Source organism: Rhodoplanes sp. (assembly GCF_013377085.1).
Lineage (GTDB): Bacteria > Pseudomonadota > Alphaproteobacteria > Rhizobiales > Xanthobacteraceae > Rhodoplanes.
Map to the genome: position 1 here is coordinate 41,920 of NZ_JACAAX010000030.1, position 25,632 is coordinate 67,551.

Consider the following 25,632-nt stretch of genomic DNA (forward strand, 5'->3'; position numbering starts at 1 on the left):
CACGGCCGGCCGCCTGTTTCGGAGAGACATCATGATTCGGCTTGCCGCCTGCCTTGCGTTGTTGGCCAGCGTGGCGTCGCATCCCGCGACCGCCGAGGAGTTCCCGACCCGCCCCGTCACCATCGTGTCGCCCTACCAGGCGGGCGGGACGAGCGACATCATCGCCCGGGTGGTGGCCCAAAAGCTCTCCGAGACGTGGGGCCAGCCCGTGCTGGTGGAGAACCGTCCGGGCGCCAATGGCGCGCTCGGCGTCATGGCGGTGGTGCGCGCCGCGCCGGACGGCTACACGCTGCTCGCCACCGCATCGAGCGGGCTGACGCTCAATCCGCTGGTCTATTCGACCCTGCCCTACAGCGTCGAGCGCGACCTCGCGCCGATCACGGGCACGGGCGAGGTCGCCAATGTGCTGGTCGCCCATCCGGGCGTGGGCGCCAATACGGTGCCGGAGCTGATCGCGCTCGCCAAGGCGAAGCCGGGCGCGCTCAGCTACGGCTCGCAGGGCGTCGGCTCCAACGGCCATCTGATCGGCGAGATGTTCCGCCAGCGCACCGGCGTCGCGCTGCTGCACGTGCCCTACAAGGGCAGCGCGCCGGCCCTCAACGACCTGCTCGGTGGCCAGATCCAGCTCATGTTCGACAACCTGCCGGCCTCGCTGCCGCAGATCAAGGCCGGCACGCTGAAGGCCATCGCCGTGACCACGGCGGCGCGCGACCCGCGGCTGCCCGACGTGCCGACCATCGCCGAGTCCGGACTGCCGGGCTTCGACGCAACGGCCTGGTTCGCGCTCCTCACCGGCAAGGGCGTGCCGGAGGCGCGCCGCGCCGAGATCGAGCGCGCCGCGCTGGCCGCCCTGACCGCGCCGGACGTACGCGAAAAGCTCGCCGCCGCCGGCGTCGACGTCGCGGCGGCCGGCTCCGCGGCGCTGGCGGACCGCATCGCCCGCGAGACCCTGATGTGGAAGACCGTCGTCGACACCGCGAAGATCCGCCTGGAGTGACGGCGGCGGCCTGCTCCGCCGCCGCGCTCACGCGACCCGGCGGCCGGCGGACCAGACGCTGCGCACCGCCGCGACGTCGCCGACGCGGCGGACCCGGATGAGGTCGGCGCGCTTGCCGCCGGCAATCTCGCCGCGATCGGTCAGGCCGACCGCCTCGGCCGGCGTCTTGCTCGCGGTACGCACGGCGGCCGGCAGATCGATCTCCGGGACGACATCAGGCAGCCGCAGCACCGCAGCGAGCAGGCTCGACGGCACATAGTCGGACGACAGGATGTCGAGCAGCCCGGCGCGGGCCAGGTCCGCGGTCGCGACATTGCCCGAATGCGAGCCGCCGCGCACCAGATTGGGCGCCCCCATGAGGACGCGGACGCCGGCCGCATGCAGGGCCTCGGCCGCCTCCGGCGTGGTCGGGAACTCGGCGATGGCGATGCGGTCGCGGATCGCGTCGTCGACATGGTCGAGCGTGGTGTCGTCGTGGCTCGCCAAGGGGATGTTTCGCGTCCGCGCCAGCTCGACCAACGCGCGATAGTTCGGCTCGGCATGCGCCGCCTGGAACGCGACGCGCCGGGCGAACAGCACGTCGAGCTCGGCATCGGTCGCGCCGGCCTTCTTGCCGCGGTAATAGGTGCGCAGCTTCTCCTCGTCGCGGAACTGCCGCTGACCCGGCGTGTGGTCCATCAACGAGAGCAGCCGCACGTCCGGGCGGTCGATCAGCTCCGCGGCCTCGGCGACGGAATGCGGCATCGGCACCTCGCAGCGCAGATGCAGGAAGTGGTCGACCCGCAGGAGCCCGGCGTCGCGCGCCTCGGCGATGGCGCGGGCGAGCGTCGCCGCCTCGCCGTCGACCTCCTCGGCACCCTCCTCCCGCCAGACCCGCAGCGAATCAAGCACCGTGGTGATGCCGCTGACCGCGATCTGCCCGTCATAGGCCACGACGGCGGCGCCCGGCGGCCAATTCACCTTGGGGCGCGGCATGAAATGCGCCTCGATATGATCGGTGTGAAGCTCGACCAGCCCGGGCATCAGGAGATCGCCGTCGAGCGCCTCGCCGCGCTCCGGCGCCTTGCCCTCGCCGATCTCGACGATGCGGCCGCCGGAGACGGCGACCCAGCCCCGCTCGATCGTCCAGTCGGCGAGCACCAGGCGGGCCTCGGTCAGCAGCAGGTCGTGCGGTTCGGTCATGGCTCGCTCGGCTTGGTGAACTGGGTGACGTCGACGATCCGGTCGGCGATCCTGGTGCGCACGTCGTCGTCGTGGACGACGGCGACGACGGCGGTGCCCCGGCGCTTCTTCTCGCCGATCAGCTCCACCACCCGGGCCCGGTTGGCGGCATCGAGCGAGGCGGTCGGCTCGTCGAGCAGCAGGATCGGCCGCTCGGGGAGGAAACCGCGGGCGATGTTGATGCGCTGCTGCTCGCCGCCCGAGAAGGTGGCCGGCGGCAGCGACCACAGCCGCTCCGGAACGTTCAGCCGGCGCAGCATCGCTTCCGCCGCGGCGCGCGGCTCCTCGTCGGCGGCGCGGCCGAGCGGCTCGGCGACGACGTCGAGGGCCGGCACGCGCGGCACCACGCGGAGGAACTGGCTGACGCTGGCGATCACCCGGCTGCGCAGCCGCAGGATCTCGCGCGCCGTCGCGGCAGCGACATCGACCATCGCGGCGCCGTCCCGCACCAGGATCGCGCCGCGGTCGCACCGATAGGTGCCCCAGATCATCCTCAGGATCGACGACTTGCCGGCGCCGGACGGGCCGGCCAGCACGACGCATTCGCCGGGCTCGACGGAAAACTCCACGCCGGCGACGACCGGCAGGCGCATGCCGCCGCGCAGATGCATCGTGAAGGTCTTCTCGGCTCCGCAGAGCGCCAGCGCGGCCATGGCGGGTCCTCAGGGCGGCAGGATGGAGGAGACGAGGAGCTGCGTATAGGCCTCGCGCGGATCGTCGAGCACCTGGTCGGTCAGCCCGCTCTCGATCACGGCGCCGCCCTTCATCACCAGCATGCGCTGCGACAGAAGGCGCGCCACCGCGAGATCGTGCGTGACCACGATCGCGGCGAGGCCGAGCTCGGCGACGAGGCCGCGCAGGAGATCGAGCAGGCGCGCCTGCACGGAGACGTCGAGGCCGCCGGTCGGCTCGTCCATGAAGACGAGGCGCGGAGCGGTGACGAGGTTGCGGGCGATCTGCAGGCGCTGGCGCATGCCGCCCGAATAGTTTTGGGGCGTCTCGTCGATGCGGTCCGGATCGATCTCGACCCGGGCCAGCCAGTCGAGCGCGCTGCCGCGGATGCGGCCGTAGTGGCGCGCTCCGATCGCCATCAGCCGCTCGCCGACATTGGCGCCGGCCGACACCGCCATGCGCAGGCCGGCCGCCGGATCCTGGTGGACATAGCCCCAATCGGTGCGGAACAGAAAGCGGCGCTCCGCCTCGGTCAGCGCGGCGATGTCGCGAGTGACGCCGTCGCGCATACGGTAGCGCACGCAGCCGGCGTCGGGCGTCATCAAGCTGGAGAGAATCTGCAGCAGCGTCGACTTGCCCGAGCCGGACTCGCCGACCACGGCCAGCACCTCGCCCTCGTGAATGTCGAAGGACACGTCTCGGCAGCCGAGCTGGCGGCCGTACCATTTGGTGAGGCCCTCGGCGATCAGCAGCGGCTCGTCGGCACCGTTCATGGCGCGGCCTCGGCGATGTCGACCCGGAAGCTGTAGCCGTGGCGCGTGAAGCCGAGCCCCTCGTAGAAGGCGTGCGCGGCCTCGCGCCGCGCGTTCGACGACAGCATCAGCTTGTAGCAGCCCTTGTCGCGGCAGCGCGCCAGCGCGAAGCGCATCATCGCCGCGCCGATGCCACGCCCCTGCGCGTGCGGCGTCACCACCACGTCCTCGACGATCGCCGAGGGCGCGCCGCGATGGCCGATATTGTCCATCACCAGCAGCGCGAAGCTGCCGACCACGGCGCCTGCCTCGACGGCGACATAGAGCGTGTAGTCGGGATAGCTTTGGAAGCGCCGGAAGATCTCTTCCGCCTCGTCATCCGAGAGCACGTCGCCATTGTCGAAGTCCGGCTGCGCATAGAGGGCCAGCACGGCCGGCAGATCCGCGTCTTGCGCGGCGCGGATGTCGAGAACCTCCGCCTCAGCCATGGCTCGCCTCCGTCCCACGCGCCGGATCGGGCGCAGTGGCACCGGGCGCATCTGGGCCGTGCCCGGCCGCCCGCCGCGCCTCGCAAAAATCCGTGTCGGAGCATACGAACATCCGGGTCCCGTGGTCGTCGGTGATCACCTCGTCGAGGAAGCTGTCGTCGGCGCCGCACAGCGCGCAGCGGCCCGGATGGCGCCAGCGCTCGAACGGATGGTCGTCGAAATCGAGCGACGCGACGCGCGTGTGCGGCGGAATCGCATAGATGCGCTTTTCACGCCCGGCGCCGAACAGTTGCAGAGCCGGGCAATCGCTCATCTTCGGATTGTCGAATTTCGGGATCGGCGAGGGGTCCATCACGTAGCGGCCGTCGACCTTCACCGGATAGGCGTAGGTGGTGGCGATGTGGCCGTGGCGGGCGATGTCCTCGTAGAGCTTCACCTGCACGAGCCCGTATTCCTCCAGCGCATGCATGCGCCGCGTCTCGGTCTCGCGCGGCTCGAGGAAGCGCAGCGGTTCCGGGATCGGCACCTGGAACACCAGCACCTGGTTGTCCCGCAACGGCGTTTCGGGGATGCGATGGCGGGTCTGAATCACGGTCGCATCCGCCGTGCGGGTCGTGGTGCGCACGCCGGCGGTGCGGCCGAAGAACTTTCGGATCGACACCGCGTTGGTGGTGTCGTCGGAGCCCTGGTCGATCACCTTGAGGATGTCGGTCGGTCCGAGAATGGCGGCCGTGACCTGCACGCCGCCGGTGCCCCAGCCATAGGGCATCGGCATCTCGCGGCTGGCGAACGGCACCTGATAGCCCGGAATCGCGATCGCCTTCAGGATGGCGCGGCGGATCATCCGCTTGGTCTGCTCGTCCAGATAGGCGAAGTTGTACGTGACGGTCATTCCGCCGCCTCCCGGATCTGCTCCGGCGCAGGGTCGTCCGACGACGCCTCGCGCGACGATCCGCTCGCCGCCTCGTGATCGCGGCGCATGCGGCGCACCAGGCCGAGCTCGGCCTGGAAGTCGACATAGTGCGGCAGCTTCAGGTGCTCGACGAAGCCGGTCGCCTGGACGTTGTCGGAATGCGACAGCACGAACTCCTCGTCCTGGGCCGGCGCCTTGACCTCCTCGTCGAGCTCGCGCGCCCGCAGCGCGCGGTCGACCAACGCCATGCTCATCGCCTTGCGCTCGCAGTGGCCGAAGGCCAGCCCGTAGCCGCGGGTGAAGCGCGGCGGAGTCGAGGCCGAGCCCTTGAACTGGTTGATGGTCTGGCACTCGGTGACGGTGATGCGGCCGAGCGGCAGCGCGAAGCCGGCATCCTCGGCGAAGAATTCGAGCGCGACCTCGCCGAGCCGGATCTCGCCGGCGAACGGATGGGTGCGGCCGTAGCCGCGCTGCGTCGAATAGCCGAGCGCCAGCAGAAAGCCCTCGTCGCCGCGCGCGAGATTCTGCAGCCGGAGGTCGCGCTCCGCCGGAAAGGTCAGCGCCTCGCGGGTGAGATCGCCGGGCGGCGTCTCGCCACCGTCGCCAGCGGGCCGCGCCGTCGTCTCGATCAGATCGTCGGCGGCCAGGAGATCGGTGACACGCGGCGTCGGCCCGGCGGCCGCCTCCGCGGTCGCCGGCTCCGCCGGATCGGAGCATGACGGCTCGAGCAGCCGGTGCGTGTAGTCGAAGGTGGGGCCGAGCACCTGACCGCCAGGCAGATCCTTGAAGGCGGCCGAGATGCGCCGCCGGATCCGCATCGCCGCGGTGTCGAGCGGCAACGTCGTACCGAAGCGCGGCAGCGTCGCGCGAAAGGCGCGCAGCAGGAAGATCGCCTCGATCAGGTCGCCCCGCGCCTGCTTGACGGCGAGCGCGGCGAGCTCGCGGTCGTACAGCGAGCCCTCGGTCATCACCCGGTCGACCGCCAGCGTCATCTGCTCGGCGATCTGCGCCGTGGTGATCTCCGGCAGACTGCGGTCGCCGCGCCGCTCGTGCGCGAGCAGCCGGTGCGCGTTCTCGATGGCGCGCTCGCCACCCTTCACGGCGACATACATGTCAGGCCTCCCCGAGCAGCGTCACCGAGCGCGGCAGCGCCGCGACGGCGGTGCCGGTCACCAGCAGCAGATCGACGCCGCGCGGAAACATTGCCCGGTTGGCGACCAGCCGGGCCGGAAAGTCATTCGGCAAAGGCGCCGCCCTCAGGATCGCGCGGTCGGCAATGCCGGGTCCCGCGACGGCGAGCGGCGCGCCGGCGTCGAAGCTCCTCACCTGCAGGATCAGGGTCGCGGAGCAATCCGGATTCTCCAGGCTGCCGATGGCGAAGCTTTCGAACGGCGGCAGCCGCTCGGGATCGGCGACGATGGCGAAAGCCGCATCGGCCGGCGACGACACGATGGGCGCGCCGGTGTGGAAGCGCAGCCATGCGGCGACATCCGCCTGCGCGGCGAGCGGCGCATCGAGCCAAACCGGCGTGTCGCCGTCGAGCAAGGTGAGGGCGGCGGCGGCGGCAGCAGCAGAAAGCGGCGCCGGGGCCGCAATCGTGTCGATCAACGGCACGATCGTGCCCGGGCGCGCGAGCGCATCCATCACGCCGCGGAACGTCGCCTGGGCGGCGAGCACCGGATCGGCAAAGCCGGCGAGCAGCGCGCCCATCTCAGTCCTCCCCGCGCACCAGAGTGAAGAAGTCGACCCGTGTCGCCGCCGTGCGGGCCTCGGCGAGCTTTTGGACCTCGGCGAGCCGCGCTCGCAGCGGCGCGACGACCGCGCGCTCGATCACGGGTGCCGCATCGGTCTGCACCAGCGCGTCGCACAGCGCGACGAGGCGCGCCTTCTCGGGATCGCGCCCGAGCATGCAGGAAAATCCCGTCTCGCCGCTGGCGAGCCGCACGGCCGCCCGCGTCACGGTGGCCTCGCCCAGATTGAAGGCCTGGCCGTCGCCGCCGACGCGGCCCTGCACCATCACGAGGCCGATCTCGGGTCGCCGGATCATGTCGTGCTCCGGCACCGCGACCTGCGACACCAGAGCGGCGAGGTCGGTGGCCGAAGCCTCGACCAGCACGGCCATGACGGCGCGCCGCATCGCGACGCCGTTTGTCGAGACGCCGCTCATCGACACGTCGCTCGTCGCGACGTCGGTCGCGGCGGGATCGGAGGGTGAATGCACGGTCTGGGCTGGCATGATCATGTTGTCTATGATACTAGACAACTTCGTAGCGCGCGCCTACGACCGAATGATGACAGGCCGATGCGGTCCGTTTCCAGTCGCCCTCGATCCGCCCCGACGACCGCGGTCGCCGAGACCATGCCGGGCGTCACGCTGTGGCGCCAGGTCGCCGACCAGATCGCCGACGAGATTTCGCGGGGCACCTACGCGACCGGCACCAAGCTGCCGGCCGAGACGGACATCGCCGAGCTCTACCGGGTCAACCGCCACACGGTGCGGCGCGCGCTGGCGGCGTTGCGCGAGCGCGGCCTGGTGCGGCCGGCGCGCGGCAGCGGCACATTTGTGGAGGCGCCGCGGCTCGCCTATCCGATCGGCGCGCGCACGCGCTTCTCGCAGATCGTCGGCGCCAGCGGCCGGCAGGCCGGCGGCCGGCTGATCGCCAGCGCCGTCGAGCCGGCGCCGCCCGGGATCGCCCGGCGGCTCGGCCTCGCCCGCGGCGCCCTGGTGGTGCGGCTGGAGCTGATGCGGCACGCCGACCGGGTGCCGCTCTGCATCGCCACCACATGTCTTTGCGCGCGACGATTTCCCGATGCGGCGAAAATCTATGCGGCGAAGCGCTCCATCACGGCGACGCTGGCGCAGCTCGGCGTGAAGGACTATCGGCGCGCCAGCACGCGGGTGACGGCCGGCGCCGTCGACCTCGGCGACGCGGCGCGGCTCGACCTGCGGCCGGGCAGCCCGATCCTGCTGGTCGACAGCGTCGACGTCGATCATGCAGGCAGGCCGGTCCTCACCACCCGGGCGCGCTTCGCCGCCGAGCGGGTCGAGCTGGTGATCGAGAGCTGAGCCCCGGCGTCAGCCAGCCCCGACCGTGCTGCGGCCGATGATCGCGAAGCGCAGCCGGCCCGACACCCAGTCGATCACCGCGACCGTGACCAGGATCAGCAGCACCAGGAACGCGACTTGGCCCCACTCCAGCACCCGGATCTGCTCGGCGAGGTGCAGCCCGATGCCGCCGGCCCCGACGATCCCGATGATGGTGGCGGAGCGCGTGTTGGACTCGAAATAATAGAGCACCTGACTGGCGATCACCGGCACCACCTGCGGGACCAGGCCGTAGCGCACCGCATGCAGCGCCGATCCGCCCGCCGCGACCACCCCCTCGACGGGCTTCCGGTCGGCGTTCTCGATCGCTTCGGAAAACAGCTTGCCGAACGAGCCGGTGTCGGAGGCCGCGATGGCGAGAATACCGGCGAACGGCCCGAGCCCGACCACGTTGATGAAGATCAGGGCCCAGATCAGCACGTCGACGCCCCGCACCGTGTCGAGCAGGCGCCGCACGGCGAAGTGGGCGAAGACGTTGGGGATGACGTTCTTGGCCGCGAGCAGGCCGAGCGGAAATGCGATCGCGGCCGCGATCAGCGTGCCGAGAAAGGCGATCGCCAACGTCTCGGCGAGCGCATGCAGGAAAACGACCAGATGCGTCCCCGGCGTCGGCGGGAACATCGCTCCGACGATATTGGCGATCTGCACCAGGCCGCTGCCGAACCGGGCGAGCGAGACGTCGAGCCGCCACACCGCGAGCGCAGCCAGTGCCGCCAGGACGACGACGACGGCGATTGCGGTCAGCCGCCGGGCGAGCACGCCGTCGAACAGGTCGGAATGGCGGGCCCGGAGCGCGTCGGCATTGGCCACGGCAATTCGGCGAAGCGGGCTCACGGGCGTTGCTCCAGGCCGATCAGCCGATGGCGGAGCTGCTCGGTGGCGAGATCGATGATCATCACGGTGGCGATGATCAGCAGCAGCATGGCGGAGACGTCCGTGTAGTAGAACTTGCGGATCGCCACCATCAGGTCGGTCCCGATGCCGCCGGCGCCGACGAAGCCCATCACGGCGGCGCTCCTCACATTGATCTCGAAGCGCAGCAGCGCGTAGGAGGCGAAGTTCGACAGCACCTGCGGCAGCACGGCGAAGCGGATGCTGGTGAGCCGGCCGGCGCCGGTGGCGACCGCGCCCTCGACCGGCTTCATGTCGATATTCTCCACCACCTCGGCGAACAGCTTGCCGAGCGCACCCATGGTGTGGATGGCGAGCGCCAGCACGCCGGGCAGCGCGCCGAGGCCGAACGCCATGACGAACAGCAGAGCAAACACCAGCTCCGGGACGGTGCGGCAGAACTCGAGCAGACGCCGCGCCGCGAAGCGCAGCCACAGGCGCTTTTCGAGATTGGCGCTGGCGGCGAAGCACAGCACGAAGGCGCCGACGGCGCCGAGCAGCGTGCCCAGATAGGCGATCAGCAGCGTGTCGCCGAGCAGCAGCAGCCAGCCGTCGAGATTCCAGAACCATTCGGCGAGATCGGAACCGAGCGTCGCCAGCGCGAGCGGCGGCGTCAGGTTCCACACATAGGCGGGAAGCCGATGGCTGTTGGCGAGAAACTTCTCGATGTCGACCTCGCCGCCGATCCCGGCCAGCACGATGGCGCCGGCGAGCAGCACGACGCCGAGCACGACGCGCGCGCGACGCGCCCCCACCGCCTCGCGGTAGTGGTCGAGCGCACGCGCGGCCTGCTCGGGCGGCAGCCGGACGAGGGTCGAGGCCATGGGGCGGGCTGACAGCGGGGATGTGCACAGTGAGCGGGGCGGCGGGCGCCGCCCCGTTTTCATCGGCGCATCAGGACGCGCGCTTCTTCTTGCGCAGCTCGTCGACGAACTTGATCAGCTCGACCACCGGCTCGTACTCCTTGTGGGTGACGGCCACGAAGGGGAGCTGCTTGCCCTCGTAGATCGCGTTGAAGGCCGCCGGATCCTTGGTCGCGACCTCGAGCACCGCGGTGCGGATCGCCGCCTTGAGGTTGTCGGGGAGCGTCGTCAGATAGGCCATCGGCGAGTTGACGATCAGGTCCGACTTGAAGACGATGCGGAAGTCCTCGGCCTTGGCCATGTTCTTGCGCGCCATGCGCAGGAGGTTCGACTCCGTCTCGTCGTTCCACCAGTTGAAGGCGGCGTCGCAGGTGCCCTGCTGGACGCCGATCACCGCGTTCTCGTGGCTGCCGGCATAGACGATCTTGCCGAAGAAGGCCTCCGGATCGATGCCCATCTTGTTCATGGCGTAGCGCGGCACGTTGTTGCCGGAGGTCGAGTTCGGGTCGACCAGGCAGAGGTTCTTGCCTTGGAGATCCTGCACGCTCTTGTAGGGCGAATCGGCCTTCACGTAGAGCACCGAGTAGTAGCCCTTGGTGCCGTCGGCGCTGACCTCGATGGCGAAGGGCTCGATCTGGGCACCGGTGATGTAGGCGCGCGCGTACGACGCAGGGCCGTACATGGCGATGTGGATGTTGCCGGCGCGCTGGCCCTCGACCACGGCGGCGTAGTCGTTGGCGATGCGCAGCGTCACCTTCACGCCGAGCTCCTTGGAGAGATAGGCGACGAAGGGCGTCCAGCGGTCGGTGGTGCCGGAGGCGTTCTCGTCCGGGATCTTGGCGAACACCAGCTCCGGATACTTGGCCTTGTAGTCCTGCGCCTGGACGGCGGAGCCGAGGGCGGCGAGCGCCATCGCGCCGGCGACGAGGGTGCGACGATCGAGCATGGTTTGCGTCTCCTGCTGCAGAATGTCGAAGAGAAGCTGGACGTTTGCGGCGCGGCCTCAGGCCGCGGCGGCTTCGCCCAGTGCCGCCTCGGGCAGATCCGGCTGCGGCGCGCGGGCGGCGCCGTCCAGAACCTGGTCGGAGTCGAGGCCGTAGATGTCGCGGGCGAGCGCGTCGGTGAGCGCGACCGGCGCGCCGTCGAACACGATCCGTCCCGCCGCCATGCCGATCAGCCGGTCGCAATAGGCGCGGGCGATGTCGAGCGAATGCAGGTTGCACAGCACCGTGATGCCGAAATGCTTGTTGATCCGCAGCAGCGCATCCATCACGACGCGGGTGTTGCGCGGATCGAGCGAGGCGATCGGCTCGTCGGCGAGGATGATCTCGGGCTCCTGCACGAGCGCGCGGGCGATGGCGACGCGCTGCTGCTGGCCGCCGGAGAGATGCTCGGCGCGCCGCGCCGCCAGCGGCGCGATGTCGAACTGCTCGAGCGCCGAGAGCGCCACCAGCTTGTCGTCGTCCGGCCACAGGCCGGCGAGCGAGCGCCACGCCGGAACCGTGGCGATGCGGCCCATCAGCACATTGGTGAGCACGTCGAGCCGACCGACCAGGTTGAACTGCTGGAAGATCATCGCGGCGCGGCGCCGCCAGCGCCGCAGGTCGCTGCCCGTAAGCGCCGTCACGTCCTGGCCGTCGAAGCGGATGCGGCCGGCGCTCGGATCGACCAGCCGATTGATCATGCGCAGCAGCGTCGACTTGCCGGCGCCGGACGGCCCGATCACGCCGACGAAGGCGCCGCGCTCGACCGCGAAGCTCGCGCCGCTCACGGCATGGAGGTTTCCGAAACGACGCGTCAGGCCTTCGACGACGAGCATGGGCGATCCTCTCGCCTGATGACTAGCGGGATCGCTCGACAGTCGTGTGACGGCTTTTCACGATCTCGTTTGTCGACGGCGCCGATCGTCATCCGATCGACATCAGACCGTCATCAAAGCATGATCAGCGCATGGCCTCGATCGGCTCGGTTCATTCGATCGGGACGCCGCAGATACCGCAATGACAAAACTCCTTTCGACCACGCCGCTCGTCGACCCGACCGCGACGGTCGGCGACAGCCGGCTCGGCGCCTACACCGAGGTGGGGGCACGAACCAAGCTGCTCGAGGTCGCGCTCGGCGACTACTCCTACGTCGTCAACGACAGCGACATCGCCTATGCGACGATCGGCAAGTTCTGCTCGATCGCAGCGATGACGCGGATCAATCCGGGCAACCATCCGATGCATCGGCCCACCCAGGCGCATTTCACCTACCGGGCCAGCACCTATTTTCCCGGCGAGGCCGACGACGAGGCGTTCTTCGCCTGGCGGCGCACCCACGCCGTCACGCTCGGGCACGACGTGTGGATCGGCCATGGCGCGATCGTGCTGGCCGGTCGCAACATCGGCACCGGCGCCGTGGTCGCGGCCGGCGCGGTCGTCACCAAGGACGTGCCGGACTACGCGATCGTCGCCGGCAATCCGGCCCGGATGGTGCGCCGGCGCTTTTCGGAGGAGATCGCGGCACGGCTGCAGCACCTCGCCTGGTGGGACTGGGACCACGACCGCCTGCGCGCTGCGCTCCCGGATTTCCGGCGGCTCGATATCGAGGACTTCCTGGAGACGTACGAGGCGCACGAACCGGAGGCGGCGGAGCGCGCCATCTCGGCGGTCGGACCATGAGACTCATGGCGCGCACTGCGGCCGGCCTCACGATCGCGGATGGCCAGTGCCTGATCGACGACGGCTTCGTCACCGAGACGATCGCGGCCTCACCCGACGGCCTCGCCGTTGCGCCGGAGGTCGCGGATGATTGCGTCGTCGACGCGAGCGGGCTGCTGGTGCTGCCCGGCATCGTCGACATCCACGGTGACGCCTTCGAGCGCCAGATCATGCCGCGGCCCGGCGTCGACTTTCCGATCGACGTCGCGCTCGCCGACAGCGATCGCCAGGCGGTCGCCAACGGCATCACCACGGTGTTCCACGGCGTCACCTGGTCGTGGGAGCCGGGCCTGCGCGGACCCGACAATGCGCGTCGGCTGCTCGCCGCGATCGAGCGGCTGCGGCCGACGCTTTCGGCCGACACGCGCTTTCATCTGCGCCACGAAGTGTTCAATCTCGACGCCGAAGCGACGATCGTGGAATGGCTCTCCGACAAGCGGATCGACATCCTGGCCTTCAACGACCACATGGCCGCGACAGCCGAGGGCATGACCCGCAAGCAGAGCCTCGCCCGCATGGTCGAGCGGTCCGGCGTTTCGCGCGAGGAGTTCCTGCGGATCGCCGCGCGTGTCCGCGAGCGCCGGAGCGAGGTGCCCGGCTCGGTGGCGCGGATCGCGGCCGCAGCCGAGGCATGTGGCGTGCCGATGCTGTCGCACGACGATGCGAGCCCGGAGCAGCGCCTTCATTATCGCGCGCTCGGCTGCCGGGTCGCCGAGTTCCCGACCACGTTGGAGACCGCCCAGGAGGCGGCGGCGGGCGGCGACGCCATCGTGCTCGGCGCGCCCAATGTGGTGCGCGGCGGCAGCCACACGGGCTGGACCCGGGCGAGCGACATGATCGCGCAAGGCCTGTGCTCGGTGCTCGCCTCCGACTATTACTATCCGGCCCAGTTGCTCGCCGCGTTCCGGTTGGCGGCGGACGGGACGCTGCCGCTGGCGCGCGCCTGGGCCCTGGTCTCGGCGGCGCCCGCCGCCGCGGCCGGGCTGCTCGATCGTGGCCGCATCGCGCCCGGCCTGCGCGCCGACCTCCTGCTGGTCGACGCCACGGCGCAGCGGCCCCGGCTGGTCGCGACCATCGCGGCCGGCCGCATCGTCCATCTGGTCGAGGCGGATCGCCTGATGCGCGCTCCCGCGCGCCACCCGGCCCGCCTGCAAGGAGCTCTGCCGTGAGCGGCGCGCCACGCTATGCCATCTATTTCGTCCCGCCGCCCGACGGCGTTCTGTACCGGCTGGGCCGCGCGCTGCTCGGCTACGACGTCTACACGGGCGCGGATGTGCCGCCGCCCGTCGACGCCGACCTGCCGGCCGACTGGGCCACGCTGACCGAGGAGCCGCGGCGCTACGGCTTTCACGCCACCCTGAAGGCGCCGTTCCGGCTGGCGCCGGGCTGCGACGAAGCCGGCCTGCGCGACGCGGTGCAGCGGGTCGCCGCCGAGCAGCCCGACATTCCGTCGATCCGCCCGGTGGTGCGCAGCATCGGCGGCTTCGTCGCGATCGTGCCGGACGTCCGGGTGCCCGCGCTCGACCGGCTCGCCGCCGACTGCGTCACCCGGCTCGACCGCTTCCGCGCTCCGCTCACGGCCGCCGAACGCGCCCGGCGGCTGACCTCGATCGCCGGCGAACGCGAGCGTGAGAACCTCGAGCAGTGGGGCTATCCCTACGTGTTCGCCGAGTTCCGCTTCCACATGACGCTGACGGGCCGCCTGCCCGACGAACGCCGCCCGGCCGTCATGGAGCAGATGACGGGCCTCGTGGAGAAGCGTCACGGCCGCGGACCGCTGGCGATCGACCGGATCGTGCTGCTGCGGCAAGACACGCCGGACGCTCGCTTCCGCGTGCTCGTCACCGCGCCGCTGTGCGAGCGCGCGACAGCGCCGGCGCAGCCCGGCTGAACGACCGGACCGACCGAGGAGCCGCCAATGGCGAGGATCACCACCATCGCTGAGCTCGAAGCGATCTACGGCGCGACCGACGAGACCTCGACCGTGAAGGAGGTCGACCGGATCACGCCGCAGTATCGGGTCCTGATCGAGCACTCGCCCTTCGTCGTGCTGGCCACCGCCGGACCCGAGGGGCTCGACTGCTCGCCGCGCGGCGACCGCGGCGAGGTGGTGCGAATCCACGACGAGCGGACCCTGATGCTGCCGGACCGGCGCGGCAACAACCGCGCCGATTCGCTCCGCAACATCGTGCGCGACCCCCGCGTCGGGCTCTTGTTCCTGATCCCCGGCATCGGCAACACGCTGCGGGTGAACGGCCGCGCCTGCGTCACCACCGACGCCGAGCTGACGACCTCCTTCGCGGTCGACGGCAAGGCGCCCCGCTCCGTGGTCGTCGTCGCGGTCGAGACCGTGTTCTTCCAGTGCGCCCGCGCGATCGTCCGCTCCGCCCTGTGGAATCCCGCCCTGCATGTCGATCCCACGACGCTACCGACGCCGGGGCAGATCCTCGCGGCGCTCAGCGCCGGCCGGGTCGGCGGCGACGACTACGACCAAGCTTGGCCCGCGCGGGCGCAGCGCACCCTGTGGTGATCCCGGCGGCGGCGGTCCTCGACCGCGCAAGCCGACGCGACTGCTCGCATGAGGTGGCTTCGCCGGACCGGCGTCCGCAGCCGAAAATAAAGTCCGGTACGGTTGTCGGGTCGACGCCGGACCGTGCGTCCTCGACGATGACGCGCCGCCGTCCGGCCCGGGCGGCGGCTCAAAGCAAGCGGGCCCGGAACGACCGAAACCTCATCGCAACGGCCAGAGGAGAGCCAACGATGAAAGTCCAGCCCTATCTGTTCTTCGACGGCCGTTGCGACGAGGCGATCGCGTACTACCAGAAGGTCCTCGGCGCCGAGCTGCTGATGCTGATGCGCTTCAAGGACAACCCGGACTCGCCGCGCCCCGAGATGCTGCCGCCGAGCTCGGCCGACAAGGTGATGCACGCCGCGATGCGCATCGGCGAGACCGAGGTGATGGCCTCCGACGGCAACTGCATGGGCAAGCCGACCTTCCAGGGCGTCTCGCTGTCGCTGACCGTGGACAGCGACGCCGAGGCCGATCGCCTGTTCGCCGCGCTCGCCGACGGCGGCCAGGTGCAGATGCCGATCGGCAAGACCTTCTTCGCCTCCCGCTTCGGCATGGTCGCCGACCGCTTCGGCGTGTCCTGGATGATCGTGACGCAGCCGACGGTGTGAGCGAAGACTTTCACGGAAGCGACCGACCCGTCTGATGGTCATTCCGGGACGATGCGAAGCGTCGGACCCTGAATCCAGTCACACAAGCAGACTTCGTCGCTGGATTCCGGGTTCGCGCCTCCGGCGCGCCCCGGAATGACGGCGACCTGTCGCCCGACCCTGCCCTCACCGGCCGGGCGGGGCCAGATTGATGTTGATGTTCTTCTCCTGGGTGAAGCACAAAAGCTCCTCCAGGCACTCCTCGCGGCCGATGCCGGACTGCTTGTAGCCGCCGAACGGCGTGCCGAGAAAATGCTTGCTGGTGTCGTTGACCCAGATGAAGCCGGCCTCGACGGCCGCCGCAGTGCGATGCGCCGTGGTGAGGTCGTTGGTCCAGATCGACGCAGTGAGCCCATACTCGACGGCATTGACCTGCTCGATCATGGTCGCCTCGTCGGACCACCTGATCACGCCGACCACCGGCCCGAAGATCTCTTCCTTGAAGATGCGCATCGAGGGCAGCACGTCGGCGAACACGGTCGGCTCGATGTAGAGTCCCTTGGCGAGCGCCGGATCGCTCGGCCGCCCGCCGCCGGTGAGCAGCCGCGCGCCCTCGGCCTTGGCCGACTCGATGTAGCCCAGCACGCGGTCGTGCTGCGCCTTCGAGATGATCGCGCCCATGGTGGTCGACGGATCGGTCGGGATGCCGGGCTTCCAGTGACGGATGCGGGTCTTCACCCGCTCCAGCACGGCGTCGTGGATTTTTTCGTGGATGAAGGCGCGGCTGGTCGAGCCGCAGGACTGGCCGCACCAGGTGAAGTTCATGCCGCCGACGAGGCCGGCCGCCACCGCATCGGGATCGGCGTCCGGATAGGCGATCAGCGCGTTCTTGCCGCCGAGCTCGAGCAGCACGCCTTTCAGGGTGTCGGAGGCGGCCCGCATCACGGCCCGACCGGTCGCGGCGCTGCCGATCAGCGCGATCTTGGCGATGTCGGGATGGCTGGCGAGCCGCGCGCCCGCCTCCTTTCCGCCCGGCACCAGGTTGAGCACGCCGGGCGGCAGCAGCCCGTCGATCAGCTCGGCGAGCCGCAGCGACGACAGCGGCGCCTGCTCGGGCGGCTTCATCACCACGGTGTTGCCGGCGGCGAGCGGGGCCGCCGACTTGCCGGCGATGAACATGAACGGATGGTTGAACGGCACGATGCGGCCGACCACGCCGAGCGGCTCGCGCACCGAGAAGTTCACCCGGTCCGGCCCCATCGGAATTGAGTGGCCCTTCATCTCGGTGACGAGGCCGGCGAAGAACTCGACCTGGGCGGCCGCGATGGTCGCGTCCATGATCATCTCGGCGACCGGGTTGCCGCAGTCGGCCGCATCGATCATGGCGAGCTCGCCGGCGTTCTCACGCAGCACCCGGGCGACCTCGCGCAGCATCTTGGCGCGCTCCAGCGGTGGCACGCGGCGCCAGTCCTTGAAGGCGGCCTTGGCGGCCGCGACGGCGGCGTCGATGTCCTCGGCCCCGCAATCGGCGACCGAGCCGAGCGAATCGCCGGTGCCCGGATTGATCTGGTCGACGCTGCGCCCGCTCTTCGGCGCGTGCCATGCACCGCCGAAATAGGTGCCGCGCGCGGTCGGCAGATTGAGCGAGAGAGCGCTCAGCGAGTGCGGTGCGATCGGAGTATTCATGGCGGCGGCGTCCTCATGCTACGGCGACGGCCGACTCTGCACCGGCTCGCTCACGCTGCACCGATACGACCCGGCCGCGAATCAGGTCGGCGGCGCGCTCGGCCATCATGATCACGGCGGCATTGATGTTGCCGCCGACCAGATCGGGGAACACCGAGGCGTCGACCACACGCAAGCCCTGAAGGCCGATCACCCGCAGCGCGGGATCGACCACGGCGGTGTCGTCCTCCGCGGCGCCCATACGGCACGTGCCCGACGGATGATGCGCCGTGACGGCCGTTGCTCGCACCACGCGCTCCAGGTCGGCGTCGCCCGCCGTGGCGAGCGGGCCGATCTCGCCGGTCGTGAAGGGCGCGAGCGCGGGCCGCCGCGCGATGTCGCGGAACAGCGCCACGGCGCGCCGCATGGTCGCCCAGTCGCGCTCGGTCGCCAGCAGCGGCTGGCGGATGACGGGATGCGCGGCCGGATCGGCCGAGCGCAGCGTGATGGTGCCGCGGCTCTCCGGCCGCAGCAGCACGATGCGGCACGAGAAGCTGTCGGCGAAGCCGGCCTGCCACGGCCAGTAGGGCGCGGCGCCGAGCGGACCGGCGATGAACAGCATCTGGGTGTCGGGCACGGCCAGCGCCGGGTCGGTCTTCAGGAAGGCCGTGAGGCCACCGGGCAGGTCGGTGGCGAAGCCGGTGCCGAGCAAGATGCCCTGCCCGAGCGCCAGCGCGAGCCGGTCGATCCGCATGGCGCGGTGGACCGGACCGGGCGTGCGCCGGCCATAGTTCAGCAGCGCGGCGACATGATCCTGCAGGTTCCTTCCGACGGCCGGGCGGGCGGCCCGGACCTCGATGCCGTGGGCGAAAAGTTCGTCCGGCGCGCCGATGCCGGACAGCATCAGAAGCTGCGGCGAGGCGATGGCGCCGCCGCAGAGAATCACCTCGCGCTCCGCCCGCACCGTGTCGACGGTGCCGTTGCGCACATACTCGACGCCCACCGCGCGGTCGCCCTCGATCACGACGCGCCGCACCAGCGCGCCGACCTCGAGCGTGAGATTGGACCGAGACCGCACCGGCCGCAGATAGGCCGAGGAGGCACTCGCCCGCCGGCCGTTGCGGATCGTCATCTGCATGCGGGCGACGCCATACTGCTCGGCGCCGTTGTAGTCCTCGTTGTAGGGGATGCCGGCTTGCGCGGCCGCCTCCACATAGGCGCCGATCAGCGGATCGGCGTAGCGCGAACGGCGCGTGGCGAGCGGCCCGTCGCCGCCCCGATAGGCGCTGGCGCCCTCCTCCCAGCTCTCCTGCCGTCGGAAATAGGGCAGCACGTCGCCATAGGACCAACCCGGCGCGCCGTTGCGGGCCCAGCGATCGTAGTCGGACCGGTGCCCGCGCACATAGGCCATGGCGTTGACCGAGGACGACCCGCCCAAAACCTTGCCGCGCATGCATTCCATGCGGCGATTGCCGGTGGAGGGATCGGGCTCGGTCTCGTAGCCCCAGTCGTGCCGGCGCTGCTGGAGGATGCGGCCCCAGCCGAGCGGCAGGTGGATGAGCGGATCGCGGTCCCATCCGCCGGCCTCCAAGAGCAGCACGCGCACATTGGGGTCCTCGGTCAGCCGCGCCGCGAGCGTGCAGCCGGCCGATCCCGCCCCGACGATCACATAGTCGACGCTGCGCACCGTCATCCGGCCGTGCCCGATCTCACGTGTCATCCCGGTCCTTACCGTCATCGACCGTCGTGGTCATTGCCGGGCTTGACCCGGCAATCCATCAAACCTCGCAAGAGGCTCTTCTTTTCAGTGATGGATGCGCGGGTCGAGCCCGCGCATGACGAGTCGGAGTTGGTGAAGGGTGGTGTCAGGCCGCGCTGGTCAGGCTGCTCGGCCGCGCGCCAGTCGCCACCGCGAAGGCCGGGCGGCTGTCGATCGAGCCCTGCCAGCGGTTGAGCGCCGGCAGCTCGGGCCGATCGATCGGGAAGTCGAGGCAACGCTTGACGATCGGCCCGAGCGCGACGTCCGCGATGGTGAAGCGCTCCAGCGCCAGGAAGCCGCGGCCGGACAGGTGGCCGTCGAGGATCTTCATCTGCGCGACGAGGTCGGCGCTCTGCGCGGCGAAGTCGGCACTACGCTCCTCGGCCGGCTTCTTGGCGTCCTTGAAGACGGCGACATAGGGCGTGTTCACCGAGGCGAGCAACCAGTCCATCCACCGCTCGACATAGGTGCGCTCGGCCGCCGTCGCCCCGGTCAGCTCGGGCGCGTGCAGGGCGGCGAGATATCGCAGGATGGTGTTGGATTCCCAGATCACCACCTCGCCGTCGATCAGGGTCGGAACCTTGCTGTTGGGATTGAGCTTGCGATAGGCCTCGGTGGTAGTGTTGCCGAACTGGCGTCCGTAGTCCTCGCGGACATAGGCGAGCCCGATCTCCTCGAGCAGGAAGATCACCTTCTGCACGTTACCCGACGTCTGACGTCCGAGCAGTCTCAGCATCTGTTTCCTCCTGTTCAACGGCGCAGCGCGTTTGCCGCCTTGACGAATTGTCCGGCGAAGGTCGCCGACGCGTCGATCGGCTGTTTCATCGCGCCCTGGTCGAGCAGCGTCTTGGTGGTCGCCTCCCAGGTCGCCTTGTTCATCGCGCCGATGCCGTTCGCCTTGGTGTCGTCGCTGAAGAACGAGGCCTTCATGTCGGCCTCGATCTGCTTGAGCAGCACGTCGCGCTTCGGCTCGTATTCGGGATTGGCGCGGATCACGATGTCCACGGCTTCCGCCGGGTTCTCGACGACGGACTTGAAGGCCTGCAGGTAGGCCGTGACGAAGCGTTGGACGAGATCGGGCTTGTCGGCGATCAGCTTCTCGGAGGTCAGCAGGCCGGAGCCGTAGGCATTGTAGCCCCAGTCGGAGCCGTACAGGATCGACAGCGATCCCGGACCGCCCGCATGCGCCTCGAGCTCCGGCACCTCGGCATCGACATAACCGGGAACGACATCGACGCGGCCGAGCAGCAGGAAGTTCTCGTAGGGCGGCGACACGGTGGCCCGCTTGACGTCCTCATCGGTCAGCCCGTTGGCGGCGAAGAAGGCGCGGGTGAAGATCGCGGTCGAACCGCTCGGCTGCACCGCGAGGGTGAGGCCTTTCAGATCCTGCGGCTTGGTGAGCTTGTGCTTGGCGGCGATCGAGATCATCGCCATCGGGCTCTTCTGGTTGACGGCGGCGAGTGCCACCACGGGCACGTCCTGCGATCGCGCGATCGCCAGCGTCGGCAGGTCACCAAAGCCGAACTCGGCATTGCCGTTGCCGACCATGCGCATGGTGGTGGACGAGCCGGTGCCGCGCCGGATCGCCGTCACGTCGATGCCGTTCTGGGCGAAATAGCCCTTCTCCTTGCCGACGAAGAACATCGCGTGGTTGCCGCGAACGACCCAGTCGAGCTGCACGCTCACGGCGTCGGCGGCGTTCGCCGCGCCCAGGCTCGCGCCGGACAGCAGCGCGGCGACGAACAGGGCGGCGCGACCCGAACGAACGTCTCTTTTCCAGCGGTCGAGCATCGTCATGGTTCCTCTCGAAGGGGGGGACCGTCAGCTTCGGTGCAGCGGATCGTATTTCGACGACCACGGCACCAGCAGGCGCTCGGCGAGCTCGATCGCGTAGTAGAAGGCGAGCCCGAGGATCGACACGGCGAGCAGCGCCGCGAACACCAGGCCGGTGTCGAGCTGGTTCGAGGCGAGCTGGATGACGTAGCCGAGACCGGCCGATGCGCCGGCGAACTCGCCGACGATGGCGCCGATGACGCTGAGCGTGACGGCGACCTTGAGGCCGGCCATGAGGTGCGGCAGCGAATATGGAATCTGCACGCGCAGCAGGATCTCGCTGCGCCGCGCTCCGACCGAGCGCATCAGCGCGATGAACCCGGGCTCGACCGACTGCAGCCCGTGCATCATGTCGATCGCGACGGGGAAGAAGGCGATGACGACGATCAGCACCACTTTTGGGGCGAGGTCGTAGCCGAACCACAGGATGAAGATCGGCGCCAGCGCCACCTTGGGTACGGTCTGGAACAGCACGACCAGCGGATAGAGTGCGCGCCCGAACCGCTCGAACCGCACGATGGTCAGCGCCACCGCAACGCCGACGACGGCCGAGAGGACGAAGCCGGTGAAGATCTCGACCGCCGTGATGCGCGACGCGTCGAGCAGCATCGGCCACTTCTCCACCAGCGCGACCGCGATGCCGGAGGGGGCCGGGACCACGAAGGCGGAGACTTTCAGGAGCCGGATCGCCAATTCCCACAGCGCGATCACGGCGAGCAACAGCGCGAGCGGCGGCAGCACCTCGGCGCCGGCATGCCGGATGCGGCGGCGCCATACGCCACGCGCCACGGCGCGCGGCCGCATCGTCGCCTGATCGATCGCGGTCATGCGCCGTCTCCGCCATGGCTCTGGATCAGCAGGTGCCGAAGATGCGCCTCGGCTCGGCCGAACGCCGGGAGATTGAAGGTCTCCTCGTCGCGCCGGTCCGGCAGGTCGACCGGCAGCGTCTCGATGATGCGGGCAGGCCCGGTCGCCATCACATGCACCTCGCGTGACAGGAACACGGCCTCGTCGATGGAATGCGTGACCAGCACGATGGTCTTGCCGGTACGGTCCCAGATCTCCAAGAGGCCGCGGCTCATCTCCTCGCGCGTGATGGCGTCGAGCGCGCCGAACGGCTCGTCCATCAGCAGCACCTCCGGATCGAGCGCCAGCGCGCGAGCGATGGCGACCCGCTGGCGCATGCCGCCGGAGAGCTGCGACGGTAGCTTGTTGGCCGCCGCCTCGAGCTTGACCAGACGCAGCATCGCCATGGCGCGGTCGAGCGCGACGTCGCGCGGCGTCGCCCGTCCGCCGACCGTGAGCAGGAAGGCGGCGTTTTCCAGTGCCGTCTTCCATGGCAGCAGAGTCGCCTCCTGGAAGACGAGGCCGATCATGTGGCGCCTCGCCGCCTCGCCGGGTGCCAAGCCGCCGACCTGCACGGTGCCCTCGCTCGGCGTGAGCAGCCCGGCCATCACCTTCAACAGCGTGCTCTTGCCGCAGCCGGACGGACCGATCAGCGAGACGAAGCTGCCGCGCGCGACGTCGAGATCGATGCCGCTGAGCACGCGTTGAACGATGCCGTCGTGGCGGAAGTCGACGCTGATGCTCCGCGCCGTGATGTGCGCCGGAGCCGGCGACGTTTTGGCGGTCGGAACAGCTCGGATCGGGTCGATGGAGAGCACGGTCTCGCTCACGGTTGCGCTTTCACTCGATGTCGCTCCGTCGCCGCAGCGACGGCATGGAAGCAGCCCGCCGCGTCAGCGCCGCGGCTTGTAGGCGATGGCGTCCATCTCGATCTTGGTGTTGATCACGGCGCGCGCCTCGACGGTGGTGCGGGCCAGCACGGCGTCCTTGAACTTTTCGCCAAACACCTTGTTGTAGCGGCCGAAGTCGCGCGTATCCTCGAGATAGGTGGTGACCCGCACGACGTCGGCGAGGCCGGCGCCTTCCTCGGCGAGAATCCGGCGGATCGACTCGATGGTGCCGGCCGTCTCCTCCTCGATGGTGCCCGACAGCATGTTGCCGTCGGCGTCCTTCGCGACCTGGCCGGAGACGAAGATGAAGTCGCCGGCCCGCACCGCCGGATGGAACGGCAGGTTCGGGTTCTTCTTGCCGATGGCGTAGACGTCTGGCTTTTCGCGCGTGTCGGTCATCGCAGTCCTCAGCCGAAGGCGGTCGTTTCGATGATGTCGACGCCGTTGACGCGATCGATCAGATAGATCAGCCCGCGGGAGTCGATCGTCACGTCGTTGGACGAAGCGCGATCGGCGCCCGGCGCCGGCTCGGGCAGGTAGTGGCCGACCTCGCGCGGCCGGAAAGGATCGGCGAAGTCGACCAGACGCAGGCCCTGGGCGAACCAAGCGAACGGCACCACCGTGCCGACGAAGCGCTCGGAGGGCTGGTGGCAACCCGTCATCGGCGGCTGCGGGCTGCCGTCGAGATCGAGCCCCGGCACCTGGAAGGTGGCGATCGAGATCGGCACCTGCTCGTTGGTGATGTCGTAGACCCAGGCGAAGCTCGGGGCCGCCGGCCACAGCTTGGCGACGTCCTCGTCCGCCACCACCATGATGTCGCGGCCGTGCAGCTTTTGCGGAAAGCGCAGGCAGGTGTGGGTCGGGTGCGGGAAGCTGGGGCTGGTGTTGGCGTGCGAGATCAGCCTGGGCTTCGACAGGTCGCTGATGTCGAGAATGAAGAAGCCGTGGTGCCAGTAGCTGACATAGAGGCGGTCGCCGACGCGCAGCGGATGATGGCAGCGCGGCGCCACCCAGTGGGTCCACGGATACTCCTCGCCGCCAGCCGCCCACTGCCCCGGGATCCACCAGCGGCCGACCTCGGTCGGCTTCGCCGGGTCGGCGAGATCCAGGATCATCACGATGTTGCCGACATAGCCCTGCACGGTCGGCGAGATGTAGGCGTAGCGGCCGTCGAAATCGAAGCGATGGACGCCGCCGCCCATGGTGTGCCAGCGCGTGATCAGCTTCGGATCATGCGGCCGCGACACGTCGTAGATGGCGAGCCCGCCGCCGATCTGGTCGGGCGCCGACTTTCCGAACTTCTCCTGGTTGACCACCATGATGTCGCCCGACACCCGCACCTTGTGCGAATGCCAGCCGTCGGGCACCTCGATGGTCGCCAGATGGCGCGGCGACGACGGATCAGAGACGTCGACGATGGTGGTGCCGCTGGTCGGCCGCTGATGCCCCACGAACATGGTGGTGCCTTCGACCCAGACCTGCCCGCCACCGGGGCAATCGAAATGCGAGACGAGCGTCGTGTTGGACTGCGACAGCACGGAAGCCTCTTGTCGGTTCGGCACGGGGGATGCGACCCCGCTTTTCGCGGAGCCGCGCCGAGATCACGACGTGATCAGAAGAGGCGCACGATGCTGTCGTCTTTCTCCTTGCCCCACTTCTTGTAGAGGTCGAGCTTCTTCAGGGTCGGCTCGTCGCTGGCCGTGAACAGGAACACCGGATCGCGATCCGAGCCGTTGACGTGCTCGAACCAGGAGCCGCCCGGGATCGCCAGCGTGTCGAACGCGTTCCAGTCGAAGCGCTGGCCCTCGACGATCGAATGGCCGCGGCCCTCGAACGGCGCCACCAGCAGGCTCGCGGTCTGCCGCTGCGGACGCGTGCGCTCGCCGGGCCGGAGCATCTGGACGAAGAACGTGATGGTCTTGAACACCGGCAGACCGGTGGTCGGGTCGACATACTCGACGCTCAGCGCGTCATAGGGGTCGCCGTCCCAATCCTTGTGGCGCTCCAGGAGTTCGCGCATCATGTCCCAGCGATAGACGAACATCGGCGAGGAGAAGCCGGCGCCGCGCTTCTCCTTGCTGGCGAAGCGCGGCATCAGGCCGCCATAGCCGTAGATGCGCTGCGAGTAGTCGGACGGGAAGCGCTCCGACTGCTGCTTCTTCTCCACCATCACGCCGTTCTCCTCCTCGGCGTAGTGGTGATCGAAGTGCACGGCGTTGAGCGTCTCGACCAGCGGGAAGTCGAGCACCGAGAGATTGAGGGCCTGCTCGCCCCCAACGGTGCCGTGATTGTGCCAGGTGTCGTTCGGCGTCAGCACCAGGTCGCCCGGGCCGAACACGATGTTCTCGCCGTCGACACCGGTGAAGTTGCCCTTGCCCTTGAGGCCGAACCGCACCGCGCTCGGCGAGTGCTTGTGCGGCGGCATGATCTCGTCGGCGTCGTTGAGCCGGTAGGCCGTGTACATGGTGCTGACGGTGGCGCGCTTGGGCGCCAGCCCCGGATTGACGAGCACGAGCGAGCGCCGCTCGGAGTCGTCCATCGTGACCAATTCGACCGCCTTCGCGAGGATTGGTTCGATGTCTTCGGCACAGCGCCACAGATATGGCACCGCCCGGGAGGTCGCCATGAGCTGCTTGATCTCGTCGTTCTGGACGTCCGCCGAGGTCGCCCAGAACGGAAACATGTTCTTCGAGCCGATCTCGTCGTAGAGGGCCTTGAGAGCCGTGTCGCGGTTGGGGAGACGATGTACGTTCGTCGACATGGAGGGGCTCCATCGGGGGGTGCGTCGGCGGACCAATGAGCAAACGCTACCATCAAAGGTTCATTCGTCAACGAGCTTTTTCGCACCAATTCGCTTTAATGGTCCGGCTCCACA

Annotated in this window: 28 protein-coding genes; 7 read left to right on the forward strand and 21 right to left on the reverse strand. The window is 69.5% G+C overall.

Annotation, left to right across the window (positions count from 1 at the left end; translation table 11 throughout):
• The first annotated feature begins 31 nt into the window (after positions 1 to 31).
• A complete protein-coding gene (locus HXX10_RS19540; RefSeq protein WP_296524513.1) occupies positions 32 to 997 on the forward strand; it encodes a tripartite tricarboxylate transporter substrate binding protein in 966 nt (321 codons plus the stop codon).
• A 27-nt stretch (positions 998 to 1,024) separates the two neighbouring features.
• Here the strand turns inward: HXX10_RS19540 and HXX10_RS19545 are convergent, their stop codons facing one another.
• From HXX10_RS19545 to phnG, 8 genes are read right to left on the reverse strand one after another with little or no spacing between them, the layout of a single operon-like run.
• The gene (locus HXX10_RS19545) at positions 1,025 to 2,179 is read right to left on the reverse strand and encodes an alpha-D-ribose 1-methylphosphonate 5-triphosphate diphosphatase (protein ID WP_296524514.1); all 1,155 of its coding nucleotides are present in this window, start codon (positions 2,177 to 2,179) and stop codon (positions 1,025 to 1,027) included.
• On the reverse strand, positions 2,176 to 2,871 hold the full coding sequence (gene phnL / locus HXX10_RS19550) for a phosphonate C-P lyase system protein PhnL (RefSeq protein WP_296524515.1): 696 nt from the start codon (positions 2,869 to 2,871) through the stop codon (positions 2,176 to 2,178). The genes HXX10_RS19545 and phnL overlap by 4 nt, the downstream gene beginning before the upstream one ends.
• A gap of 9 nt (positions 2,872 to 2,880) precedes the next feature.
• Positions 2,881 to 3,663 carry a phosphonate C-P lyase system protein PhnK gene (gene phnK / locus HXX10_RS19555; protein ID WP_296524517.1) on the reverse strand — a complete coding sequence of 261 codons (783 nt, stop codon included), beginning with the start codon at positions 3,661 to 3,663 and terminating at the stop codon, positions 2,881 to 2,883.
• Positions 3,660 to 4,130: a GNAT family N-acetyltransferase gene (locus HXX10_RS19560; protein WP_296524518.1), complete on the reverse strand. Its 471-nt coding sequence runs from the start codon at positions 4,128 to 4,130 to the stop codon at positions 3,660 to 3,662. The genes phnK and HXX10_RS19560 overlap by 4 nt, the downstream gene beginning before the upstream one ends.
• Positions 4,123 to 5,022, reverse strand: a complete 900-nt coding sequence (locus tag HXX10_RS19565; protein WP_296524519.1) for an alpha-D-ribose 1-methylphosphonate 5-phosphate C-P-lyase PhnJ — start codon at positions 5,020 to 5,022, stop codon at positions 4,123 to 4,125. Before HXX10_RS19565 ends, HXX10_RS19560 begins: the two co-directional genes overlap by 8 nt.
• Positions 5,019 to 6,155, reverse strand: coding sequence for a carbon-phosphorus lyase complex subunit PhnI (locus HXX10_RS19570; RefSeq protein WP_296524520.1), 1,137 nt, complete (start codon positions 6,153 to 6,155; stop codon positions 5,019 to 5,021). The genes HXX10_RS19565 and HXX10_RS19570 overlap by 4 nt, the downstream gene beginning before the upstream one ends.
• Position 6,156: 1 nt before the next feature.
• Positions 6,157 to 6,753: a phosphonate C-P lyase system protein PhnH gene (gene phnH / locus HXX10_RS19575; RefSeq protein WP_296524521.1), complete on the reverse strand. Its 597-nt coding sequence runs from the start codon at positions 6,751 to 6,753 to the stop codon at positions 6,157 to 6,159.
• 1 nt (position 6,754) lies between these two features.
• Positions 6,755 to 7,210, reverse strand: coding sequence for a phosphonate C-P lyase system protein PhnG (gene phnG / locus HXX10_RS19580; RefSeq protein ID WP_296524563.1), 456 nt, complete (start codon positions 7,208 to 7,210; stop codon positions 6,755 to 6,757).
• 192 nt (positions 7,211 to 7,402) lie between these two features.
• Here phnG and phnF point away from each other — a divergent pair, with 192 nt between their 5' ends.
• Positions 7,403 to 8,110 (forward strand): phosphonate metabolism transcriptional regulator PhnF, encoded by a 708-nt coding sequence (gene phnF, locus HXX10_RS19585; protein ID WP_296524564.1) that lies wholly within the window; start codon positions 7,403 to 7,405, stop codon positions 8,108 to 8,110.
• 9 nt (positions 8,111 to 8,119) lie between these two features.
• On the opposite strand, the gene phnE (HXX10_RS19590) is transcribed toward phnF, so the two are convergent.
• The 4 genes from phnE (HXX10_RS19590) to phnC all read right to left on the reverse strand — a co-directional run bounded on the left by phnE (HXX10_RS19590) (position 8,120) and on the right by phnC (position 11,722).
• Positions 8,120 to 8,983 (reverse strand): phosphonate ABC transporter, permease protein PhnE, encoded by an 864-nt coding sequence (gene phnE, locus HXX10_RS19590; protein WP_296524522.1) that lies wholly within the window; start codon positions 8,981 to 8,983, stop codon positions 8,120 to 8,122.
• The gene (gene phnE, locus HXX10_RS19595; RefSeq protein WP_296524524.1) at positions 8,980 to 9,864 is read right to left on the reverse strand and encodes a phosphonate ABC transporter, permease protein PhnE; all 885 of its coding nucleotides are present in this window, start codon (positions 9,862 to 9,864) and stop codon (positions 8,980 to 8,982) included. Before phnE (HXX10_RS19595) ends, phnE (HXX10_RS19590) begins: the two co-directional genes overlap by 4 nt.
• Before the next feature lie 70 nt (positions 9,865 to 9,934).
• Positions 9,935 to 10,849: a phosphonate ABC transporter substrate-binding protein gene (gene phnD / locus HXX10_RS19600; protein ID WP_296524525.1), complete on the reverse strand. Its 915-nt coding sequence runs from the start codon at positions 10,847 to 10,849 to the stop codon at positions 9,935 to 9,937.
• Positions 10,850 to 10,906: 57 nt separating this feature from the next.
• Positions 10,907 to 11,722 carry a phosphonate ABC transporter ATP-binding protein gene (gene phnC, locus HXX10_RS19605; protein ID WP_296524526.1) on the reverse strand — a complete coding sequence of 272 codons (816 nt, stop codon included), beginning with the start codon at positions 11,720 to 11,722 and terminating at the stop codon, positions 10,907 to 10,909.
• A 181-nt stretch (positions 11,723 to 11,903) separates the two neighbouring features.
• Between phnC and HXX10_RS19610 the strand changes: the two genes are divergently transcribed.
• The 5 genes from HXX10_RS19610 to HXX10_RS19630 all read left to right on the forward strand — a co-directional run bounded on the left by HXX10_RS19610 (position 11,904) and on the right by HXX10_RS19630 (position 15,785).
• Entirely contained in the window at positions 11,904 to 12,566 is a 663-nt protein-coding gene (locus HXX10_RS19610) for a chloramphenicol acetyltransferase (RefSeq protein ID WP_296524528.1), read from the forward strand.
• A 5-nt stretch (positions 12,567 to 12,571) separates the two neighbouring features.
• Positions 12,572 to 13,774, forward strand: coding sequence for an alpha-D-ribose 1-methylphosphonate 5-triphosphate diphosphatase (locus tag HXX10_RS19615; RefSeq protein ID WP_296524529.1), 1,203 nt, complete (start codon positions 12,572 to 12,574; stop codon positions 13,772 to 13,774).
• Positions 13,771 to 14,496: a DUF1045 domain-containing protein gene (locus HXX10_RS19620; RefSeq protein ID WP_296524530.1), complete on the forward strand. Its 726-nt coding sequence runs from the start codon at positions 13,771 to 13,773 to the stop codon at positions 14,494 to 14,496. The genes HXX10_RS19615 and HXX10_RS19620 overlap by 4 nt, the downstream gene beginning before the upstream one ends.
• A gap of 27 nt (positions 14,497 to 14,523) precedes the next feature.
• Positions 14,524 to 15,135, forward strand: a complete 612-nt coding sequence (locus HXX10_RS19625) for a pyridoxamine 5'-phosphate oxidase family protein (protein ID WP_296524531.1) — start codon at positions 14,524 to 14,526, stop codon at positions 15,133 to 15,135.
• Between the two features lie 230 nt (positions 15,136 to 15,365).
• On the forward strand, positions 15,366 to 15,785 hold the full coding sequence (locus HXX10_RS19630; protein ID WP_296524534.1) for a VOC family protein: 420 nt from the start codon (positions 15,366 to 15,368) through the stop codon (positions 15,783 to 15,785).
• 165 nt (positions 15,786 to 15,950) lie between these two features.
• Here HXX10_RS19630 and HXX10_RS19635 read toward each other — a convergent pair whose 3' ends face one another.
• The 9 genes from HXX10_RS19635 to HXX10_RS19675 all read right to left on the reverse strand — a co-directional run bounded on the left by HXX10_RS19635 (position 15,951) and on the right by HXX10_RS19675 (position 25,518).
• Positions 15,951 to 17,450: an aldehyde dehydrogenase family protein gene (locus tag HXX10_RS19635; RefSeq protein ID WP_296524537.1), complete on the reverse strand. Its 1,500-nt coding sequence runs from the start codon at positions 17,448 to 17,450 to the stop codon at positions 15,951 to 15,953.
• 13 nt (positions 17,451 to 17,463) lie between these two features.
• A complete protein-coding gene (locus HXX10_RS19640; RefSeq protein WP_296524539.1) occupies positions 17,464 to 19,149 on the reverse strand; it encodes a choline dehydrogenase in 1,686 nt (561 codons plus the stop codon).
• Between the two features lie 145 nt (positions 19,150 to 19,294).
• Positions 19,295 to 19,924, reverse strand: a complete 630-nt coding sequence (locus HXX10_RS19645) for a glutathione S-transferase family protein (RefSeq protein WP_296524540.1) — start codon at positions 19,922 to 19,924, stop codon at positions 19,295 to 19,297.
• 14 nt (positions 19,925 to 19,938) lie between these two features.
• Positions 19,939 to 20,985: an ABC transporter substrate-binding protein gene (locus HXX10_RS19650; RefSeq protein ID WP_296524541.1), complete on the reverse strand. Its 1,047-nt coding sequence runs from the start codon at positions 20,983 to 20,985 to the stop codon at positions 19,939 to 19,941.
• Between the two features lie 24 nt (positions 20,986 to 21,009).
• The gene (locus HXX10_RS19655; protein WP_296524542.1) at positions 21,010 to 21,849 is read right to left on the reverse strand and encodes an ABC transporter permease; all 840 of its coding nucleotides are present in this window, start codon (positions 21,847 to 21,849) and stop codon (positions 21,010 to 21,012) included.
• Positions 21,846 to 22,697: an ABC transporter ATP-binding protein gene (locus tag HXX10_RS19660; RefSeq protein ID WP_296524543.1), complete on the reverse strand. Its 852-nt coding sequence runs from the start codon at positions 22,695 to 22,697 to the stop codon at positions 21,846 to 21,848. The genes HXX10_RS19655 and HXX10_RS19660 overlap by 4 nt, the downstream gene beginning before the upstream one ends.
• A 63-nt stretch (positions 22,698 to 22,760) precedes the next feature.
• A complete protein-coding gene (locus HXX10_RS19665; protein ID WP_296524544.1) occupies positions 22,761 to 23,156 on the reverse strand; it encodes a RidA family protein in 396 nt (131 codons plus the stop codon).
• Between the two features lie 8 nt (positions 23,157 to 23,164).
• Entirely contained in the window at positions 23,165 to 24,295 is a 1,131-nt protein-coding gene (locus HXX10_RS19670) for a hypothetical protein (RefSeq protein ID WP_296524545.1), read from the reverse strand.
• A gap of 74 nt (positions 24,296 to 24,369) precedes the next feature.
• The gene (locus HXX10_RS19675) at positions 24,370 to 25,518 is read right to left on the reverse strand and encodes a cupin domain-containing protein (protein ID WP_296524546.1); all 1,149 of its coding nucleotides are present in this window, start codon (positions 25,516 to 25,518) and stop codon (positions 24,370 to 24,372) included.
• Positions 25,519 to 25,632: the final 114 nt, after the last annotated feature.

Coding starts and splice junctions, on each gene's coding strand:
- HXX10_RS19540 (WP_296524513.1), top strand. CDS start 32: ATGATTCGGCTTGCCGCCTGCCTTGCGTTGTTGGCCAGCGTGGCGTCG.
- HXX10_RS19545 (WP_296524514.1), bottom strand. CDS start 2,179: ATGACCGAACCGCACGACCTGCTGCTGACCGAGGCCCGCCTGGTGCTC.
- phnL (WP_296524515.1), bottom strand. CDS start 2,871: ATGGCCGCGCTGGCGCTCTGCGGAGCCGAGAAGACCTTCACGATGCAT.
- phnK (WP_296524517.1), bottom strand. CDS start 3,663: ATGAACGGTGCCGACGAGCCGCTGCTGATCGCCGAGGGCCTCACCAAA.
- HXX10_RS19560 (WP_296524518.1), bottom strand. CDS start 4,130: ATGGCTGAGGCGGAGGTTCTCGACATCCGCGCCGCGCAAGACGCGGAT.
- HXX10_RS19565 (WP_296524519.1), bottom strand. CDS start 5,022: ATGACCGTCACGTACAACTTCGCCTATCTGGACGAGCAGACCAAGCGG.
- HXX10_RS19570 (WP_296524520.1), bottom strand. CDS start 6,155: ATGTATGTCGCCGTGAAGGGTGGCGAGCGCGCCATCGAGAACGCGCAC.
- phnH (WP_296524521.1), bottom strand. CDS start 6,753: ATGGGCGCGCTGCTCGCCGGCTTTGCCGATCCGGTGCTCGCCGCCCAG.
- phnG (WP_296524563.1), bottom strand. CDS start 7,210: ATGAGCGGCGTCTCGACAAACGGCGTCGCGATGCGGCGCGCCGTCATG.
- phnF (WP_296524564.1), top strand. CDS start 7,403: ATGCCGGGCGTCACGCTGTGGCGCCAGGTCGCCGACCAGATCGCCGAC.
- phnE (WP_296524524.1), bottom strand. CDS start 9,864: ATGGCCTCGACCCTCGTCCGGCTGCCGCCCGAGCAGGCCGCGCGTGCG.
- phnD (WP_296524525.1), bottom strand. CDS start 10,849: ATGCTCGATCGTCGCACCCTCGTCGCCGGCGCGATGGCGCTCGCCGCC.
- phnC (WP_296524526.1), bottom strand. CDS start 11,722: ATGCTCGTCGTCGAAGGCCTGACGCGTCGTTTCGGAAACCTCCATGCC.
- HXX10_RS19610 (WP_296524528.1), top strand. CDS start 11,904: ATGACAAAACTCCTTTCGACCACGCCGCTCGTCGACCCGACCGCGACG.
- HXX10_RS19615 (WP_296524529.1), top strand. CDS start 12,572: ATGGCGCGCACTGCGGCCGGCCTCACGATCGCGGATGGCCAGTGCCTG.
- HXX10_RS19625 (WP_296524531.1), top strand. CDS start 14,524: ATGGCGAGGATCACCACCATCGCTGAGCTCGAAGCGATCTACGGCGCG.
- HXX10_RS19630 (WP_296524534.1), top strand. CDS start 15,366: ATGAAAGTCCAGCCCTATCTGTTCTTCGACGGCCGTTGCGACGAGGCG.
- HXX10_RS19635 (WP_296524537.1), bottom strand. CDS start 17,450: ATGAATACTCCGATCGCACCGCACTCGCTGAGCGCTCTCTCGCTCAAT.
- HXX10_RS19640 (WP_296524539.1), bottom strand. CDS start 19,149: ATGACACGTGAGATCGGGCACGGCCGGATGACGGTGCGCAGCGTCGAC.
- HXX10_RS19645 (WP_296524540.1), bottom strand. CDS start 19,924: ATGCTGAGACTGCTCGGACGTCAGACGTCGGGTAACGTGCAGAAGGTG.
- HXX10_RS19650 (WP_296524541.1), bottom strand. CDS start 20,985: ATGACGATGCTCGACCGCTGGAAAAGAGACGTTCGTTCGGGTCGCGCC.
- HXX10_RS19655 (WP_296524542.1), bottom strand. CDS start 21,849: ATGACCGCGATCGATCAGGCGACGATGCGGCCGCGCGCCGTGGCGCGT.
- HXX10_RS19665 (WP_296524544.1), bottom strand. CDS start 23,156: ATGACCGACACGCGCGAAAAGCCAGACGTCTACGCCATCGGCAAGAAG.
- HXX10_RS19675 (WP_296524546.1), bottom strand. CDS start 25,518: ATGTCGACGAACGTACATCGTCTCCCCAACCGCGACACGGCTCTCAAG.